General features: G+C 74.6%; 13 protein-coding genes. 4 read left to right on the top strand and 9 right to left on the bottom strand.

What is annotated here, in order from left to right; genetic code table 11:
- Window positions 1-10: 10 nt before the first annotated feature.
- Together ACGF5T_RS22645 and ACGF5T_RS22650 are read right to left on the bottom strand one after the other, a co-directional pair.
- Window positions 11-733, bottom strand: a complete 723-nt coding sequence (locus ACGF5T_RS22645) for a 3'-5' exonuclease (protein ID WP_356607463.1) — start codon at window positions 731-733, stop codon at window positions 11-13.
- A gap of 114 nt (window positions 734-847) precedes the next feature.
- The gene (locus ACGF5T_RS22650) at window positions 848-2,095 is read right to left on the bottom strand and encodes an SAV2148 family HEPN domain-containing protein (RefSeq protein WP_356607465.1); all 1,248 of its coding nucleotides are present in this window, start codon (window positions 2,093-2,095) and stop codon (window positions 848-850) included.
- 355 nt (window positions 2,096-2,450) lie between these two features.
- Here ACGF5T_RS22650 and glgX point away from each other — a divergent pair, with 355 nt between their 5' ends.
- Complete coding sequence (glgX, locus tag ACGF5T_RS22655) at window positions 2,451-4,568, top strand: glycogen debranching protein GlgX (RefSeq protein WP_356607467.1); 2,118 nt, start codon at window positions 2,451-2,453, stop codon at window positions 4,566-4,568.
- On the opposite strand, the gene ACGF5T_RS22660 is transcribed toward glgX, so the two are convergent.
- Complete coding sequence (locus tag ACGF5T_RS22660) at window positions 4,565-5,851, bottom strand: MFS transporter (protein WP_366767746.1); 1,287 nt, start codon at window positions 5,849-5,851, stop codon at window positions 4,565-4,567. The genes glgX and ACGF5T_RS22660 overlap by 4 nt on opposite strands.
- Before the next feature lie 81 nt (window positions 5,852-5,932).
- Here ACGF5T_RS22660 and treY point away from each other — a divergent pair, with 81 nt between their 5' ends.
- The gene (gene treY, locus ACGF5T_RS22665) at window positions 5,933-8,338 is read left to right on the top strand and encodes a malto-oligosyltrehalose synthase (RefSeq protein ID WP_366767745.1); all 2,406 of its coding nucleotides are present in this window, start codon (window positions 5,933-5,935) and stop codon (window positions 8,336-8,338) included.
- A 24-nt stretch (window positions 8,339-8,362) separates the two neighbouring features.
- Here treY and ACGF5T_RS22670 read toward each other — a convergent pair whose 3' ends face one another.
- Window positions 8,363-9,367 (bottom strand): LysR family transcriptional regulator, encoded by a 1,005-nt coding sequence (locus tag ACGF5T_RS22670; RefSeq protein WP_356607472.1) that lies wholly within the window; start codon window positions 9,365-9,367, stop codon window positions 8,363-8,365.
- A gap of 121 nt (window positions 9,368-9,488) precedes the next feature.
- On the opposite strand from ACGF5T_RS22670, the gene lpdA reads away from it, so the two are divergent.
- Window positions 9,489-10,892 carry a dihydrolipoyl dehydrogenase gene (lpdA, locus tag ACGF5T_RS22675; protein ID WP_366767744.1) on the top strand — a complete coding sequence of 468 codons (1,404 nt, stop codon included), beginning with the start codon at window positions 9,489-9,491 and terminating at the stop codon, window positions 10,890-10,892.
- 30 nt (window positions 10,893-10,922) lie between these two features.
- Here lpdA and ACGF5T_RS22680 read toward each other — a convergent pair whose 3' ends face one another.
- The 3 genes from ACGF5T_RS22680 to ACGF5T_RS22690 all read right to left on the bottom strand — a co-directional run bounded on the left by ACGF5T_RS22680 (window position 10,923) and on the right by ACGF5T_RS22690 (window position 13,472).
- Window positions 10,923-11,381 carry an SSI family serine proteinase inhibitor gene (locus ACGF5T_RS22680; protein WP_356607476.1) on the bottom strand — a complete coding sequence of 153 codons (459 nt, stop codon included), beginning with the start codon at window positions 11,379-11,381 and terminating at the stop codon, window positions 10,923-10,925.
- Entirely contained in the window at window positions 11,378-12,703 is a 1,326-nt protein-coding gene (locus tag ACGF5T_RS22685; protein WP_361009989.1) for a M14 family zinc carboxypeptidase, read from the bottom strand. Before ACGF5T_RS22685 ends, ACGF5T_RS22680 begins: the two co-directional genes overlap by 4 nt.
- A gap of 217 nt (window positions 12,704-12,920) precedes the next feature.
- A complete protein-coding gene (locus ACGF5T_RS22690) occupies window positions 12,921-13,472 on the bottom strand; it encodes a DUF1707 and FHA domain-containing protein (RefSeq protein WP_356607477.1) in 552 nt (183 codons plus the stop codon).
- A gap of 172 nt (window positions 13,473-13,644) precedes the next feature.
- Between ACGF5T_RS22690 and treZ the strand changes: the two genes are divergently transcribed.
- A complete protein-coding gene (treZ, locus tag ACGF5T_RS22695) occupies window positions 13,645-15,390 on the top strand; it encodes a malto-oligosyltrehalose trehalohydrolase (RefSeq protein WP_356607479.1) in 1,746 nt (581 codons plus the stop codon).
- Between the two features lie 13 nt (window positions 15,391-15,403).
- Here treZ and ACGF5T_RS22700 read toward each other — a convergent pair whose 3' ends face one another.
- A complete protein-coding gene (locus tag ACGF5T_RS22700; protein WP_366767743.1) occupies window positions 15,404-16,372 on the bottom strand; it encodes an aminoglycoside phosphotransferase family protein in 969 nt (322 codons plus the stop codon).
- 76 nt (window positions 16,373-16,448) lie between these two features.
- On the bottom strand, window positions 16,449-17,579 hold the full coding sequence (locus ACGF5T_RS22705) for an aminopeptidase P family protein (RefSeq protein WP_356607483.1): 1,131 nt from the start codon (window positions 17,577-17,579) through the stop codon (window positions 16,449-16,451).
- Window positions 17,580-17,946 lie beyond the last annotated feature (367 nt).

Raw genomic sequence — 17,946 nt, forward strand, 5'->3', positions numbered from 1 at the left:
CGGGGCCGGGTCAGACCCGCTCGTCGGCCGGTTCGCGCACCGGCCATCTGCCGTCGACGACCGCCGTGGCGTCGCCCTTGCGGCGCAGGAAGCTCTGGAAGTCCGCCGCCCACTCGGCATACCACTCGATCTGACGGTGGTGCAGGTCGGCCGGGCCGAGGGAGGCGACCTTGGGGTGCCGGTCGGCTATCGCGCAGGCCAGGCGGGCCGCGGCGAGGGCGTCGGCCGTGGCGTCGTGGGCGGCGTCGAGCGGGACGCCGTACTCCTGGCAGACCGCTTCCAGGTTGCGTTTGCCGCGGCGGTACCGGTCGACGGAGCGGTCGATGGTGTACGGGTCGATGACGGGGGCCGGGTCCAGGCCGCCCAGGCGGTCGCGCAGGGACGGCAGTCCGTGGCGCCGCAGCTCGGCGGAGAGCAGGGTGAGGTCGAAGGCCGCGTTGTAGGCGACGACCGGGACCCCTGTCTTCCAATGGTCGGCCAGCACACCGGCGATGGCGTCGGCGACCTGGTCGGCGGGGCGGCCCTCGGTGGCCGCCCGCTCGTTGCTGATGCCGTGCACCGCCACCGCGTCCGCCGGGATCTCCACACCGGGGTCGGCCAGCCACTCCCGGCGTCCGCGCGGCTCCCCGCCCACGACCTCGATCACGGCCCCCGTGACGATGCGCGCCTCGCGCGGGTCGGTGCCCGTCGTCTCCAGGTCGAAGCCGATCAGCAGCTGTCGGTGCCAGCCCATGGGCGGTCCCCCTTCTTGGTGGTGCGTCCCCCAGTGGTCCCCACCTTCCCACGGGCCACTGACAATCAGAGGATCGCATTCCGCTTGCGCCCGCGCCCGGCCCGGCGCCGACGTTCACGAGACGGGTCGCGAATCCGCCCACATCAGCTCGAACTCTTCGCGATAGGTGGGGAAAAGTCCGCTTTCGTCGAGCTGGTCCGACTTCACGACCTTGCCGCCGTTGCGCCCGTTGCGCAGCACCAGCACCGGCGCCTCCATCCCCCGCGTCCGGCGCAGATAGGACTGGACGACGGCGATCCCGTCGACGCCGTCCCCGTCGACCAGGTAGGCGGTGAAGCGGGGTGTCTCGTCGAAGACCTGGATCTCGAACGCGCCCGGGTCCCGCAGCCGGGCGCGCACCCGGCGCATGTGCAGGATGTTCATCTCCACGGCGCGGCTCAGCTCGCCCCGCTTGATGCCCAGTTCGCGCTCGCGGCGCTTGATCGCGCTCGACGCCGGGTTCAGGAAGAGCAGCCGCACCCGGCCGCCGGACTCGGCCAGCCGCAGCAGGCGCCGGCCGGAGAAGTTCTGCACGAGCAGGTTGAGGCCGATACCGAGGGCGTCCACCCGTCGCGCGTTGCCGAAGAGGTCCTCGGCGGGGAACTGGCGCAGCAGCCGGACCCGGTCCGAGTGGACCGCGACCACGTCGGCGTACCGGTCGCCGACCAGGTCCTCCACCGCGTCGACCGGCAGCCGCCGCGCGGACGGCACGTCGCTGCCCGCGCCGAGCACCTCCAGGAGTCGCGCCGACGCCCGCTCGGCCTGGTTCAGGACGGCCTCGGACAGCGCCCGGTTGCGGGAGACCACGTTGCGGGTGACCTCCAGCTCGTCCAGGGCCAGTTCGACGTCCCGGCGTTCGTCGACGTAGGGCTCGAAGCAGGGCCAGTGCTGCACCATCAGCTCGCGCAGCTGCGGCAGGGTGAGGAAGCTGAGCACGTTGTCGTCCGCCGGGTCGAGCAGGTAGCCCTTGCGGCGGCTCACCTCGCGCACGGCGACGGCCCGCTGCACCCACTCCTGGCCCGCCGGTCCGGCCGCGGCGACCACCCAGTCGTCGCCGTGGACGGGCTCGTAGACCGGCCTGAGGACGGCGGCCACGACCGCGCGCAGCCGCTGTTCGACGAGGTTGAGCCAGATGTAGGCCCGGCCCGCCCGCTGCGCGCGGGTGCGCACCTCGTGCCAGGAGTCGGCGTCCCAGTCCAGCTCCGGGCCGATCGCGCCCGCGCTCATCGGCCGTGCCAGGGACACCGCACCGGGCGGGACGTCCGTGGAGGTCCCCTGGTGACCGTCGTCACCAGGAGGCAGCTCCAGCCCTCCCGAGCCCACCCGCGCACCGCCTTCCGCTCCCCCGGAGCACCTTCGGGGAGACCCCGTCCCAACGATCAAGGAAGGGTACTCCGCGAGCGGTCCGCGGTGCAGCCCGATGGACGGGCCGGTTTCCCCAACCTCCGTGATCCACACGCGCGTTCCGGTCACCGGGACACCGTGGAGTGAGCGGATTCATAGCGGTGACGTCGCACGGTACGGGGAAGAATCCCTGGCGCCCTCCCCGGGGCGTGGATCGAGCACATCGCCGACGGGTGGGTAGGAGGACGTACGTGCTAGGTGGTCGCCTCACTTTCGGGGAGACTCGGAGCCATGGCGTCCGCACCGGCGCCCCACACCTGAAAGAGTCGTGTTCATGCAGGTCTGGCCTGGAGAGGCATATCCCCTCGGTGCCACGTACGACGGCGCCGGTACCAACTTCGCGGTCTTCACGGAGGCCGCCGACCGAGTAGAGCTGTGTCTGCTGCACGACGACGGCTCGGAAGCCGCGGTCGAGCTGCGGGAGAGCGACGCGTTCGTCCGGCACGCGTACGTGCCGGGCGTGATGCCCGGGCAGCGGTACGGCTACCGCGTGCACGGCCCGTACGCCCCGGAGCGCGGGCAGCGCTGCAACAGCGCCAAACTGCTGCTCGATCCGTACGCACGTGCGATCAGCGGCTCGATCCAGTGGGGCGAGGAGGTGTACGGCTACCACTTCGACGACCCCGACCGGCGCAACGACCTCGACTCCGCGCCCCACATGATGTCCTCGGTCGTGGTCAATCCCTACTTCGACTGGGGCGACGACCGGCGGCCCCGGACGGAGTACCACCACACGGTGCTCTACGAGGCCCACGTGAAGGGCCTGACCATGCGGCACCCGGGCCTGCCCGAGGAGCTGCGCGGCACCTACGCGGCCCTGGCGCACCCGGCGGTGATCGAGCACCTGACCGAGCTGGGGGTGACCGCGCTGGAGCTGATGCCGGTCCACCAGTTCGTCAACGACCACCGCCTGGTGGACATGGGTCTGAACAACTACTGGGGCTACAACACGATCGGCTTCTTCGCCCCGCACAACGCGTACGCCTCCTGGGGCGACCGCGGCCAGCAGGTGCTGGAGTTCAAGTCGGCGGTGAAGGCGCTGCACGAGGCCGGCATCGAGGTCATCCTGGACGTCGTCTACAACCACACCGCCGAGGGAAACCACCTGGGTCCGACGCTGTCCTTCAAGGGCATCGACAACGCCTCGTACTACCGGCTGACCGACGATCCCCGCTACTACATGGACACCACGGGGACCGGCAACAGCCTGCTCATGCGGTCGCCGCACGTACTCCAGATGATCATGGACTCGCTGCGGTACTGGGTCACCGAGATGCACGTCGACGGGTTCCGCTTCGACCTCGCGGCCACCCTGGCCCGGCAGTTCCACGAGGTGGACCGGCTGTCGTCGTTCTTCGACCTGGTCCAGCAGGACCCGGTGGTGTCCCAGGTGAAGCTGATCGCCGAGCCCTGGGACGTGGGCGAGGGCGGCTATCAGGTGGGCAACTTCCCGCCGCTGTGGACCGAGTGGAACGGCAAGTACCGGGACACGGTGCGGGACCTGTGGCGCGGCGAGCAGCGCACGCTGGCCGAGTTCGCGTCCCGGCTGACCGGGTCGTCCGACCTGTACCAGGACGACGGCCGCCGTCCGCTGGCCTCCATCAACTTCGTCACCTGCCACGACGGCTTCACCCTGCACGACATGGTGGCCTACAACGAGAAGCACAACGACGCCAACGGCGAGGACAACCGGGACGGCGAGAGCCACAACCGTTCCTGGAACTGCGGCGTCGAGGGCGACACCGACGACCCCGCGGTGCTGGAGCTGCGGGCCCGCCAGATGCGGAACTTCATCGCCACGCTGCTGCTCTCCCAGGGCGTGCCGATGATCAGCCACGGCGACGAGTTCGCCCGCACCCAGCGGGGCAACAACAACGCCTACTGCCAGGACAACGAGCTGGCGTGGGTGGCGTGGCCCGAGGGCGACGGCGTGGGCCGCGAGCTGCTGGAGTTCACCCGCGCGATGGTGTGGCTGCGCAAGGACCACCCGGTCTTCCGCAGGCGGCGCTTCTTCCACGGCCGGCCCGTGGAGGGGACGCACGACGAGCTGTCGGACATCGCCTGGTTCACCCCCGAGGGCGGGGAGATGACCCAGCGGGACTGGAACTCGGCCCGGGCCTCGGCGCTCACGGTGTTCCTCAACGGCAACGCGATCTCCGAGCCGGGACCGCGCGGGGAGCGCATCGCCGACGACTCGTTCCTGCTGATGTTCAACGCCTCACCGAAACCGCTGGACTTCGTGGTGCCGGTCGACCACGGGCGGCAGTGGGAGGTGGTCGTCGACACCGCGCGGGCCGAGGGCGTGCCGCGGGAGACGGGGACGAAGGTACAGGCCGGGGACCGGCTGACCCTGGTGGACCGGAGCATGACGGTCCTGCAGCGGCCCGTCTAGGAGGGCGCCCGGTCGCGCGCGTCGTCCACGCGTGCGCGCCGGGCCTCCCCCGCGCGTCCGGCGTACGGCGCCGGGCGCGCGGCCAGCGCGGTCGCGCAGGCGAGCGCGGCCGCCCCGCTCGCCGTCGCGAACGCCGCCACCGGACCGTGGGACTCGGCCAGGCGGCCGGTGAGCGCGAGGGCCAGGGCCTGGCCCCCGACGAGGGCGCTGGTCGCGAACGCCATCGCCTCGGCGAGCCGGGCCCGCGGCACCGCCCGCTCGGTGAGCGCGAACACGGTGATCAGGTGCGGGGCGTAGGCGACGCCCAGGACGGTGACCACCAGGTAGAGGCCGGTCAGGCTGTCCGTCCACAGCAGCGGCAGCGACAGGCCGCACGCGGCGGCCGTGGCCGTCCGCCAGCGGGCCCGCAGTCCGAGGCGGGCGGGCACGGCGGCCATGGCGAGCCCCGCGACCGCGCTCATCACTCCCATGGCGGCATAGACGAGCCCCGCCTGTTCCGGCTTCCCGAGCCGCTCGGTGAGCGCGGTGATCCCCGCCTGGCAGGCCCCGAACATCGCCCCCTGGAGGGCGAGCGAGGCCCTCAGGGCGTGCACCGCGCGGGGCATGGGGAGGCGGGCGCGGGGGCCGCCGGGCGTCCCGGTGGCCGGGGAGGCCGTGGCCCGGGCCGTGGGGTGCAGGGCGAAGGCGGTGCCGCACCCGGCGACCAGGACGGCCGCACCGGTCAGGGCGTACGCCGGGTGGGCCAGGACCGCCGCGAGGCCCACCAGCGCCGGACCGAGGACGAAGGAGACCTCGTCGAGGGTGCTCTCGAAGGAGAGCGCGGCGCCCACGGTGGGCTCCGGAGCATCGGCCCGGCGGGCGAGCGCCACCAGGCGGGCCCGGGCCAGCGGGCCGATCAGGGGCGTGCTCGCCCCCGCCGCCGCACCGAGGAGCGCCAACAGCGGCGGCGCCAGTCCCGCGAGCGCGCCCGCCACCAGCGCGCCGATCGCGACGGCGTTGACCAGGCAGAGGACGAGGACGACGGTGCGCTGTCCGTGCCGGTCCGCGAGCCGGCCGGCCGGCGGACCGCACGCGACCTGCCCGACGGCGAGCGCTCCCCCGGTCAGCCCCGCGGCGGCCAGCGAGCCGCTGGTGCGGGCGATCAGCAGGACACTGCCGAACTGGACGGTGGCCGTCGGCAGCCGCCCCAGGAAGGACACCACCGGCAGCAGCGGCCCCGTCAGGCCGATCACCTCCCGGTACGAATCCAGTGCGCCGTTCCCCGTGCTCCGGTCACGTCCCATCGCTCGAAGCTAGTCACGCGCGCGTACGCCTGTGGAGGGGCCGATGACACGAAAGGCGGTGAGACGGGTACGTAGGTTTCCATGACACCTGAGCGACCCGACCCGACGGTGCCCACAGCCACGTACCGGCTGCAGCTGCAGCCCGACTTCCCCTTCTCGGCCGCGGCGGCGGCCGTGCCGTACCTGGCCTCGCTCGGCGTCTCGCACCTGCACCTGTCCCCGGTGCTGGAGGCCGTGCCGGGCTCTCAGCACGGCTACGACGTCGTGGACCACGCGCGCGTGCGCGGGGAACTCGGCGGCGAGGAGGGACTGCGGGCGCTGGCGCGCACCGCGCGGGAGCACGGTCTCGGCCTGGTGGCGGACATCGTGCCGAACCACATGGCGATGTCCCCCCGCCACAACCGCGCCCTGTGGGAAGTGCTGCGCGAGGGCCCGAAATCGCCCTACGCGCGGTGGTTCGACATCGACTGGGAGGCGCAGGGCGGCCAGGTGCTGCTGCCGGTGCTCGGTGCCCCGGTCGGCGAGGTCCTGGACGACCTCCGGGTCGACGGTGACGTACTGCGCTACCACGACCACGCCTTCCCCCTGCGGGACGGCACCGGTGACCTGCCGCTGCCGCAGCTCCTGGACGCGCAGTGGTACCGCCCCGTGTGGTGGCGGCTCGCCCGCACCGAACTGAACTACCGGCGCTTCTTCAGCATCTCGGAACTGATCGGCGTCCGCGTGGAGGACCCGGAGGTCTTCGAGGCCACGCACTCCACGGTGCTGCGGCTGCTAAACGAGGGCGTGCTCGACGGGCTGCGCGTCGACCACCCGGACGGCCTCGCCGACCCCGACACGTACCTGCGGCGGCTGCACGAGGCCACTGGCGGCCGGTGGACGGTGGTGGAGAAGATCCTTGCGGACGGCGAACGGCTGCCGGCCGCCTGGCCCGTGGCGGGCACGACCGGCTACGACGCCCTGCGGCACATCGACGCGCTCTTCGTGGACCCGGCGGGCTACGGGGAACTCCTCGGCCACTACCGCCGGTTCGCCGCCCCGCGGACGGACCGGGGCGGGGACTGGGCGGCGACGGTGCGCCGCGCGGCCCACAAGGTGCTCTCGTTCGAGCTGGCCACCGAGATGGACCGGCTGACGCGGGTGGCGCACCGGCTGTGCGTCGCCTCCCCGGAGCCCGCCCTGCGCGACCGGGCGCCGTGGGCGCTGCGCACGGCCCTGCGGGAGCTGCTGGTCCGGCTGGAGGTGTACCGGCCCTACGGCTCGGTGGACGCGGCGTCCGTCGTCACCGAGGAGGCGGCGGCCGAGGCGCGGCTCGCGTTCCCGGTGCGGGAGGAGGGCGGGGCGGTCGACGTCGTACGGGACCTGCTGCTCGGGCGGTACGGGGAGGGGCCGGAGCACGTGGAGTTCCGGACCCGGTTCGCCCAGACCGCGTCGGCGCTGCGCGCCAAGTCCGTCGAGGACACCGCGTTCTACCGCTACGTGCCGTTGCTGTCGGCGACCGAGGTCGGCGGGAACCCGGGCGACCCGGCTCTGTCCCCGGACGCGTTCCACGCGTACTGCGCGCGCGTGCAGCGCGACTGGCCCGCGACCGGCACGGTCGTCTCGACCCACGACACCAAGCGCAGCGCCGACGTGCGAGCCGCCCTGGCGGTGCTCACGGAGGCTCCCGAACGGTGGGCGGAGGTCCTGACGGAGGTCGCCCGCTCCGGCGAGGACGTACCGGACGCCCAGCTGGCGTGGGCGGCCTGGCAGACGGTCTTCGGGCTGGGGCCCGCCGACGGCGGGCGGGTGCGGGAGGCGCTGCTGAAGCACGTCCGCGAGGCGGGGATGTACACCAGCTGGACGGAGCAGGAGCCGGCGTACGAGGACGCGGTGGCCCGGTTCGTGGCGGCGGGTCCGTGCGGCACGCCGGGGGAACGGGTGGCCGCCTTCCGGGAAGCACTGGAACCGCACATCCGGGCCAACGTCCTCGGCACGGCCCTGACGCACCTGATGATGCCGGGGGTGCCGGACCTCTACCAGGGCACGGAGGGCGAGTACCTGGCCCTGGTGGACCCGGACAACCGGCGGCCCGTACGCTTCCCGCCCGCCGGGGACGGGGGGACCGGGGCCGACGAGGACGCCGGGACCGCCGAAACGAAGGAAGCGGTGACCCGGGCGGCGTTGGCACTGCGGGCGCGGCGGCCGGAGGTGTTCGGCGCGGCGGCGACGTACGAGCCGCTCACCGCCGAGGGCCCCGCGGCGGCGCACTGCCTGGCGTTCGCCCGCTCCGGGGAGGTCGTGACCGCCGTGACCCGGTTGTCCCTGCGGCTGGCGGAGGCGGGCGGCTGGCGCGGAACGACGCTGCCGCTGCCGCCCGGCCGGTGGGCCGACGCGCTGACACCCGGGCGGGAGTTCTCCGGGCACGCGCGCGTGAAGGAGCTTTTCGCGCAAGTGCCGGTGGCGTTGCTGGAGCGGGTGGGGGCGGCGGAGGAGGGCACGGACTGAGCGGCGGGCCCGCCGGAGCCGGCGTCAGCCGCCCCGCGCGGCGGCGGGGACAGCGCCGCACGCGGCGGCCGGGGAGGTCGGGCCCGCCGCCGGGGAGGTCGGGTCTGCCGCCGAGGAGGCCAGGCCCGGAGCCGGGGCAGCCGGGCCCGGGGTCGGCCACGTCGCGCGCAGCAGGTCGACAAAGGCCTCGGCGGCGCCGGTCGGCGGCAGGCGCGAGAAGACGGTGAGGGCGCGTCGCCAGGGCGGGTCGGGCGTAAGGACCACGCAGTCCTCGCCGACCGCGCCGCGCACGATGTGCGAGGGCGCCGTGCAGACGCCGACGCCGGCGGCGGCCATCCGGACGGCCGTCGACGTGTGTTCGGTGAAGACGGCGGTGCGCGGCCGGAAGCCGGCGCGTCCGCACATCAGGTCGAGGAAGCGTTCGCCCTCGACGAGGGGTTCCATGGCACACCGGACCCAGGGACGGTCCGCCAGTTCGGGCAGCGTCACCGTCGTACGGCCCGCGAACCGGTCGTCGAAGGGCACCACGAGGACGATCTCCTCCTCGCCGACCGTGACGACGGTGCCGGACCAGTCGCTGGGCGCCGGGCCGACGGCGAGGTCCGCGGTGCCGCGCTCGACCTCCTCCTCGAGCACCTCGGTCGTCGCGTACTCGTGGAGGTGCAGCAGGACGCCGGGGTGGGCGGTGCGCCAGCGGGCGAAGACGTCGGGCAGGATGCCGACGGCCACCGAGTGCAGGGCGGCGACGTGCAGTTCGCCGCCCTCGGCCCCGGCGACCGCGCGGGCGGCTCGGCGGGCCTGGGCGGCGCTGCGGACGGCGAGTTCGGCGTGCGGCCGGAAGGCGCGGCCCATGGGGGTCAGGCGCACACCGCGCGGCATGCGCTCCAGCAGGGCGCCACCGACCGACCGCTCCAGGGCCTTGATCTGGTGGGAGAGCGCGGACTGCGTGACGTGCAGGGCCTCGGCCGCGCGGGTGAAGGACGCCTCGTCCAGGACCGCCAGGAAGTACTCCATCTGCCGCAGGCTCATCCCCGCCCCGTCCCCCACCCCGCGCCCTGCCCGTCACCGGGACCTGTCATGAAGGCCCTGCATCGAATCCACAAGAACATTGCCTTGGACTCATGACAAGAGGCGGACGGAGGCTGAGGGCATGAACACACACGACGTGATCGTCATCGGCGGCGGCACCGGCGGTTACAGCACCGCCCTGCGTGCCGCGGCCCTGGGCCTCGACACCGCCCTCGTCGAACGCGACAAGGTGGGCGGGACCTGTCTGCACCGCGGCTGCATCCCGAGCAAGGCGATGCTGCACGCCGCCGAACTGGTCGACGGCATCACCGAGGCACGGGAGCGCTGGGGGGTCCAGGCGAGCCTGGGCGGCGTCGACTGGGCGGCACTCGTCGCCACCCGCGACGACATCGTGAACCGGAACCACAAGGGGGTGGAGGCGCACCTCGCCCACGCGGGCGTGCGGGTGGTACGGGGCGACGCCCGGCTGACGGGCGCACGGACCGTGCGGGTCGACGGCGCGCTCGACCTCACCGCACGCCGCGGCGTCGTGCTGGCGACCGGCTCACGCCCGCGCACGCTCCCCGGGCTCGCGCCGGACGGGCGGCACGTGGTGACCAGCGACGACGCGCTGTTCGCACCCGGACTGCCGGCGTCGGTCCTGGTCCTGGGCGGTGGGGCGATCGGTGTCGAGTACGCCTCGTTCCACCGCTCGATGGGCGCGGAGGTGACCCTCGTGGAGGCCGCCGACCGGATCGTGCCGCTGGAGGACGCGGACGTCGGCCGCCATCTGACGCGCGGTCTGAAGAGGCGCGGCGTCGACGTGCGGGTGGGCGCCCGGCTGGCGGACGCCGAGGTGCTCGACGACGGCGTCCGCGCGTGGGTGCGCACCTCGCGCGGGGAGACGGTCACGGTCGAGGCCGAACGGCTCCTGGTGGCCGTGGGACGGGCGCCGGTCACCGAAGGGCTGGATCTGGCCGCCGCGGGGCTGGAGACCGACCGCCGGGGTTTCGTCGTACCGGCCGACTGGGACAGGCTGGAGACGGCGGTACCCGGAATCCACGTGGTGGGCGATCTGCTGCCGCCGCCGTCCCTCGGGCTGGCCCACGCGTCGTTCGCCGAGGGCCTGCTGGTGGCCGAGACGCTGGCGGGCGTGCCGTCCGCGCCCGTCGACTACGCGGCCGTGCCCCGGGTGACGTACTCGGCGCCGCAGACCGCGGCCGTGGGCCTGGGCGAGGCGGAGGCACGCGCGCGGGGGTACGAGGTCGCCGTCGACGTCATGCCGTTGACCGCGGTCGCCAAGGGGATGGTGCACGGGCAGGGCGGGATGGTGAAGGTGGTCGCCGAGCAGGAGGGCGGCAGGGTGCTCGGAGTCCACCTGGTGGGCCCGCACGTGTCGGAGATGATCGCCGAGAGCCAGCTGATCGTCGGCTGGGACGCCGAGCCGTCCGACGTCGCCCGCCACATCCACGCCCACCCCACCCTGTCGGAGGCGGTCGGCGAGGCCTTCCTCACGCTGGCCGGTCGCGCACTGCACCAGCGGTGACGCGCCCGGCCGGTCACCGGCCCGGCGTGATCACCCCACTCGGTCCCACGCGAACACCGCCCCCGTACTCGCCGCCAGTACGCACGTGTTCGGGAAGGTCCGCGTGTAGTCCACCTGTTGTCCGCGCCACCGGCCGCTCGCGTGGGCGGTCACCGGGGCGTGGACCATCGGGCAGTGGGCCTTCCGCGGCGGGATGGCGTCGATGCGGCCGTCCGTCGCGTCGAGGTCCGCGCAAGCACGGGCCGCGTGGGCGTGGCCCCGGGGCGGGTCGCACCGCAGCAGGGCACCGCGCGTGGCGCCGCCTCCGGTACCCGGCCGGGCACCGGGGACGCCCGCCCGGGCGTCGCCCGGGGTGACGGTGAGGAGCAGCCAGTCGGCCGCCGGTCGCCGCTCCGCGGTGGCGTGGGCCGGTGCCGCGCAGGTGAACAGGAGGGCCGCGGCGGCCAGGAGACCGGCCCGCGCCGCTCCCGCCGTGATGGTGTGGGTCATTCCAGGTGCATCGGCACGGCGGCCTCGGAACCCCAGCCCGGCTCACCCGAACGGGAACCCGCGGTGGAGTGCCGCGCGGCCAGTTCGAACGCGGCGAGGACGACCCGCGTCTGGTACTCCACCTGGCGCGCGACCGGGATCCAGCGGGCCGCACAGCCGTCGCGGTAGTCGGCGCAGCCCTCGTCGACGAGCCGGTCCAGCTCGGGCAGGACACCCGTGGGATCGTCCCCGGTCCGGGTCACCAGCTGGTGCAGCAGCCCCGCGGTCCGCAGGGCCAGCCGCCGGCCGGCCAGCCGCAGGGCGACCAGGTGGGCGGTGCTCATGGGCGGGAGGGACCGGTCCGAACCGTCGTCGGTGTCGGGGTCCCACGCGTCGGCGAGCCGGGGGCAGACCAGCAGGTAGTCGTCGACGGGGGCGAGCAGGTGGGCCGCGTCCGGGTCGGTGGCGACGTGCGGCCGGATGCGGGCGAGGACGCGCTGGAGTCGACGGGTGTCCTGGCGCAGGGTGCGGCTCACGGAGCGCAGCACCGCGTCCCGGTCGGCCGGGGGCGAGCCGTCCGCGACGGCGGCCACGCCCCACATGGGCGCCTCGACGACGGCGGTGACGGTCCCGTACCGCCGGGGATGGCACCACGTGGACTCGACGGCCGCCTCGGTGATGGCCGCGGTGAGGTCGCCGCGGCGGGGCGGTGGGATGCGGTAGACGGCGGGGCCGAGGTCGGGCCAGTACAGGGTGTCGTAGGCGCCGAGTTCCCGGGGGATGCCGAGCCGGGCCGCGGCGTGGGCGATGCGCTGGGCGATGCCGGGCAGGTTGTGGGTCAGCTCGACGAAGCCGCCGCCCACGTCGACGCCGTGCAGGGAGCAGTGCAGGAAGGGCCGCAGCTCGTCCTGGAGGGCGAGCAGGGCGCGGGTCTCCGGCAGCGTGGCGTGGTCCGGGCCGTCGGGCAGCCACTCGGGCTGCTCCAGGAAGCCGGGCCGGAAGAAGTTCCGGGCGTAGCGGCCGAGGGTGTACGGGCCGGCCAGCCAGCCCTCGTTGCGGCGCAGGCCGTCGGGGTCGGCGCACAGGAGCAGGTTCCAGGTGGCGTCGGCGCCCTCGGTGAGCCGGGGGTCCGCCAGGGCCCGCTCGGCGAGCCGCAGGACGGTGGCGCCGCCCACGGGTTCGTTGGCGTGCGGTCCGGCGACGACGAGGGCCTGGCGGCTGCCGTGGCCGACGGAGAGCAGCAGCAGTGGAGTGCCCGCGCGGGAGGTGCCGACGCGGCGCAGGCGGGCCTGCCGGGGGTGGCGGGCGACGAGCGCGGCGGCCCGGGCGCCCAGCTCGTCCACGGTCGGGTAGCGCAGGAGGGGCGGCAGGGCACACCTCCACGATGCGGTCCGTCGGTTCACCTGGCGTGCGTGGTGTACGCACAGTCAGTCACGACTTGCGGGGCACGTCAACACCACGACAGGCAAAGGCATTTGCGCCATCGGCCCGGCCCACCGGAATGCGCGACTCCGAGTAAAGTCCAGGCCAGAGCTGGGCTTCGACCACCCTGTCTCCGGCTCAGGTCGCCGCGAGTCGGAAGGCCATCTGGCCGAAACCGATCAGGTCGCCCTCGCGGACCACCGCCGCACCGATGACCCGCCGGCCGTTGACCGTGGTCCCGTTGGTGGAGCCCAGATCGCGCAGCACCCACATGCCGCCCTGGCGGCTCAGTTCGGCGTGCACGCGGGAGACCGTCTCGTGGGTGAGCCGCAGCCCGTTCGCCGGGTCGCGCCCTATGCGCAGCGGGTGACCGGTGCCGGGGTGGGGCAGCAGCAGCTTGGGCAGCCGCTCGGCCTGCCAGGCCCTGCGCAGGCGCACGCCGAAGCCGGACACCGCCTCGACGGTGCCGAACACCATCCGGGACAGCCGGCCCTCGGTGGGGAGGTCGGCGGTGAGCGCGGCGAGCTCCTCCAGGCGGCGGGCGGCGAGCGCCAGCTCCATCCTGCGGACGAACGTGTCGTGCGACAGGCGCCCCATGACGACGCCGTCCCGGAGCACCTTCAACGCCTGGTCGCGCTCCGCGTCGGACAACCGCGCGGGGTACGTGTTGAACTCGAAGGACGACGTCACGCTGGTGATTGTCGGTCAGCCGGGCCGGGGTGTCCAGGAGACGGGAGAGGCCGCCCGGCGCCCGGCGCGCCACGACACCTGGCGCGAACGGCGGTTTTCACCAGCGGGGAGATCGCTTTTGCAGGACCATGGACGGGCTACATCACGGTGAGCAGACGAAGGGGAACCGTCCGTGCAGTTCGAGGTGTGGGCACCACAGGCCGGCCGGGTGACGCTGGAGTGCGACGGCGTCACGCGTGCGATGGAGCGCGATCCCGAGCGGCCGGGGTGGTGGTGCGGGGAGGCCGAGGCGCGGGACGGCTCGCGGTACGGCTTCGCGGTGGACGACGGGCCGGTGCTGCCGGACCCCCGATCGCGCAGGCAGCCGGACGGACCGGACGGACGGAGCGCGGTCGTCGACCAGGGACGGTACGCGTGGCGCACCGAGTGGGCCGGGCGTCCGCTGCCCGGTGCCGTCCTGTACGAGCTGCACGTGGGCACGTACACGCCCGAGGGCACCCTGGACGCCGCCGCCGCGCGACTGGAGCACCTGGCCGGGCTCGGCATCACGCACGTGGAGTTGATGCCGCTGTGCCCCTTCCCGGGCCGGCACGGCTGGGGGTACGAGGGCGTCTCGCTGTGGGCGGTGCACGAGCCGTACGGCGGGCCCGAGGCGCTGAAACGGTTCGTCGACCGGGCTCACGAACTGGGCCTCGGCGTCGTCCTGGACGTGGTGCACAACCATCTCGGCCCCTCCGGCAACTACCTGCCCGCCTTCGGCCCGTACTTCACCGACACCCACCACACTCCCTGGGGCGTCGCCGTCAACCTGGACGCACCCGGCTCGGACGAGGTCCGCGCCTACCTGGTGGACAGCGCGCTCGCCTGGCTGCGGGACTACCGGCTCGACGGACTGCGCCTGGACGCGGTGCACGCCCTGGTCGACACCCGCGCGTGCCACTTCCTGGAGCAGTTGTCGACCGCGGTGGACGGCCTCGCCGCCGACCTGGAGCGTCCGCTGTTCCTGATCGCCGAGTCCGACCTCAACGACCCGCGGATCATCACCCCGCGCGCGGAGGGCGGCCTGGGCGTGCACGCGCAGTGGAACGACGACTTCCACCACGCCCTGCACACCGCGCTGACCGGGGAGTCGCAGGGCTACTACGCCGACTTCGCGCGGAATCCGTCGGCGGCGCTCGCCAAGACCCTGACCCGGGGCTACTTCCACGACGGCACCCACTCCAGTTTCCGGGGCCGGGGGCACGGCCGGGAGCTGGACCGGGGCCGCGTCGCCGCGCACCGGCTGACCGGTTACAGCCAGACCCACGACCAGGTCGGCAACCGCGCCCAGGGCGACCGGCTGGCCGCGCTGGTCTCCCCCGGGCTGGCGGCCTGCGCGGCGACGCTGGTGCTGACCGCGCCGTTCACGCCGATGCTGTTCATGGGCGAGGAGTGGGCCGCCGGCACACCGTGGCAGTTCTTCACCGACCACACGGACCCGGAACTGGCCGAGGCGGTGCGCGGCGGCAGGCGCCGGGAGTTCGCCGCGCACGGCTGGCGCGAGGAGGACGTCCCCGACCCCCAGGACCCGGCGACGCGCGAGCGCTCCTGCCTCGACTGGTCCGAACCGGAGCGCGAGCCGCACGCGCGCGTACTGGACTGGTACCGCCGGCTGATCGCCCTGCGCCACGAGCGGGCGGACCTGACCGCTCCGGATCTGGCCGACACCAAGGTGGCGTACGACGCCGACGCGCGCTGGCTGGCCTTCCGGCGCGGTGACCTCCGGGTGGCCGTCAACCTGGGCTCCGCGCCGGTGGCCATCCCCTTGGGTGCCCGCCCCGCGCGTGTGCTCGCCGCGTGGGAGCCCGTGGAGGGGCCGGGCGCGGACGGGGTGCTGCGCCTGCCCGGTGAGTCGAGCGTGGTGCTCGTGCAGGAGTGAGGCGCCGCCCGCCTCACTCCCCCGGGCCGGTGCCGCCCGTGCCGTCGTCCTCGCGCAGCTCCGTCACCCGTTCCAGCAGGATCGGTTCCCAGGCCCGCCGCAGGCGGAGCCTGAGCGGGGACAGGGGCCGCCTGCCCGCGCCCGTCGGCGTCGGCGGCCCGCCCGGCAGGGCGTCCGCGAGGTCGACGAGGGCGTCGCAGCGGGCCAGCCACAGGCCGCGCAGGCAGGGCCGGGCGCCGTAACCGGCGAGGGTGGCGGCGCGGACGGCGGCGGGTGAGCCGACGGACAGCGCGAGGGCGGCGATGTCCTCGGCCGGGTCGCCGAAGACCGCGTCGGACCAGCCGAGGACACCGCGCACCCGGCCGTCGGCGCCGACCAGGAGGTGCTCGCCGGCCAGCGCGCGGTGGACGAGGACGGCCGCGCCGGGCTGGGCGGCGAGCTGGGCCGTCGCCGCCCGGGTCAGCCGCTCCGGTCGGGCGGCGTCGAACTCGTCGGCCTCCGCGAGGCGCGGGGCGACGCGCTCGGCGGTCTGCCGCAGCGTCTCCAGGGAGCGCGGGACGGCCCGGGGCACGCCGAGGGTCTCCGCCTGGCGGGCCGGCACCTCGCGCAGCCCGCCGAGCAGCGCCGCCAGGTCCGCCTCGCCCAGCGCCGACACCTCGTGGTCCGCGCCCGATCCGCCGGGCACCCTGGCGTCCAGCGTGTAGGTCAGGCCCGGCGCCCACTCGCCGTGCGCCACGCTGACCGGCACCGCGACCGGGACGTACGGGCGGACCAGCTCGCGCAGCCGCAGCTCGCGTCGCTGCCGCACGGCGGCCTCGCGATCGGGCGCCAGCCGGAGCACGTGCCGGGCGCCGACCCACCAGGTGGCGGGCACGGTGCCCTCCGCGGCCGGCCGGACGGCCTCGGGTTCCGCGTCCCCGCCCAGCAGGGAACGGACCAGTCGGCGGACGGTGTCCGCGGTGGGTGTCGGTGCCTGGGTCATGGTCGCGCCGTCGTCCTCCGGGTCTGCCGGGGCGTGCGGGTACCGCCGGGGCGTTTCGGGCTCTCTCGGTCGCCGCTCACTCCACTGTGACCATCTCCCGCGTGGTGTCGTTGAGGCGGCGGCCGCCGTCGTCGGTGACGGTGACGATGTCCTCGATGCGTACCCCGAACCGGCCGGGCAGATAGACGCCGGGCTCGACGGAGAAGCACATCCCGGGCACGAGCGGCTGCTCCTCGCCCTCGATCATGTACGGCGGCTCGTGCGTGGTGACGCCGATGCCGTGCCCGGTGCGGTGGATGAAGTGCTCCCCGTACCCGCCGTCGGCGATGACGGCGCGGGCGGCCCGGTCCACCTCCTGGCAGGCGACACCGGGCCGCACCGCCCGGAAACCCGCCTCCTGCGCCTCCCGGACGAGGTCGTGCACCCGGCGCTCCTCGTCGGTGGGCTCGCCCACGTGGACGGTGCGCGAGGTGTCGGAACCGTACCCGTCCTTCAGGCCGCCGAAGTCGAGGACGATCATGTCGCCGTCCTCGATGACGCGGTCACCGACCTCGTGGTGCGGGTTGGCGCCGTTGGGGCCGGAGGCGACGATGGTGAAGTCGACCTGGGAGTGCCCGAACCGCCGCAGCAGACCGGCGAGGTCGGCGGCGACCTCGGACTCCCGGCGCCCGCCGAAGCGGACCGTCCGGATCTCCTCGAAGGCGGCGTCCGCGGCGGCGCCCGCGGCGGCCAGCAGTTCCAGTTCGGCCGCGTCCTTGACGGCCCGCAGCATGGGCAGCGCCTCGGTGAGGGAGGCGTACGAGGTGCCCGGCAGCGCCCGCTGGAGGGCCAGCAGGTGCATCGCCCAGGCGTTGTCGCTGATGCCGAACCGTCCGGAGTCCGCGAGGAGGGCGGCGGTGGCCGCGTAGGGGTCCTTGCCGTCGGTCCAGTCGCGCAGGGTCAGGGCGGGCGCGCCGACGGCCTTCTCCGCGTCGGGGGCCTCCAGCGTCGGCACGACGAGGACGGGGTCCTGTCCGGGGGCGAGGACGAGCAGGGTGAGCCGTTCGGTGGCCGCGGTGGGCGCGTAGCCGGTGAGCCACACGAGGTCCGGTCCCGGCGCCACCAGCAACCCGGCCAGGCCCGCGTCGGCGGCCGCCCGTGCGGCGCGCTCCATGCGGGCCCGGTAGTCGTCGGTGGTGAAGTGAGCAGCGGGCGTGCTGCCGGTCATCCGGGCCTCCTGGGCGACGAGGGCGGGGCTGTGAGCAGCATCCTGCCCTCGGCGCGGGAGTGACGCGAGCCGATTCGCACGGGCAACCGCACGCCGATGGCCGGGCGCCGGGCGGCCCACGGCGTCCGGGGCGCGCCGTCCGGGTCCTCGGATGCCCCGGCGCCGTGCGCGTGCGGTGCGCCGAGGGCCCCGCGGACGCGGGGGTCGCCGGGTCCGTGCCGGGCGGCGGGTGGGTCGCCCGGCTGCCCGGGCGGGTGCGCCGGGAGACCCCCGGCGCCGTGCGCGTGCGGTGCGCCGGGGCATCCGCGGACGCGGGGGTCGCCGGGTCCGTGCCGGGCGGCGGGTGGGTCGCCCGGCTGCCCGGGCG

It is taken from the genome of Streptomyces sp. NPDC047853, assembly GCF_043204535.1.
Classification (GTDB): Bacteria; Actinomycetota; Actinomycetes; order Streptomycetales; family Streptomycetaceae; genus Streptomyces.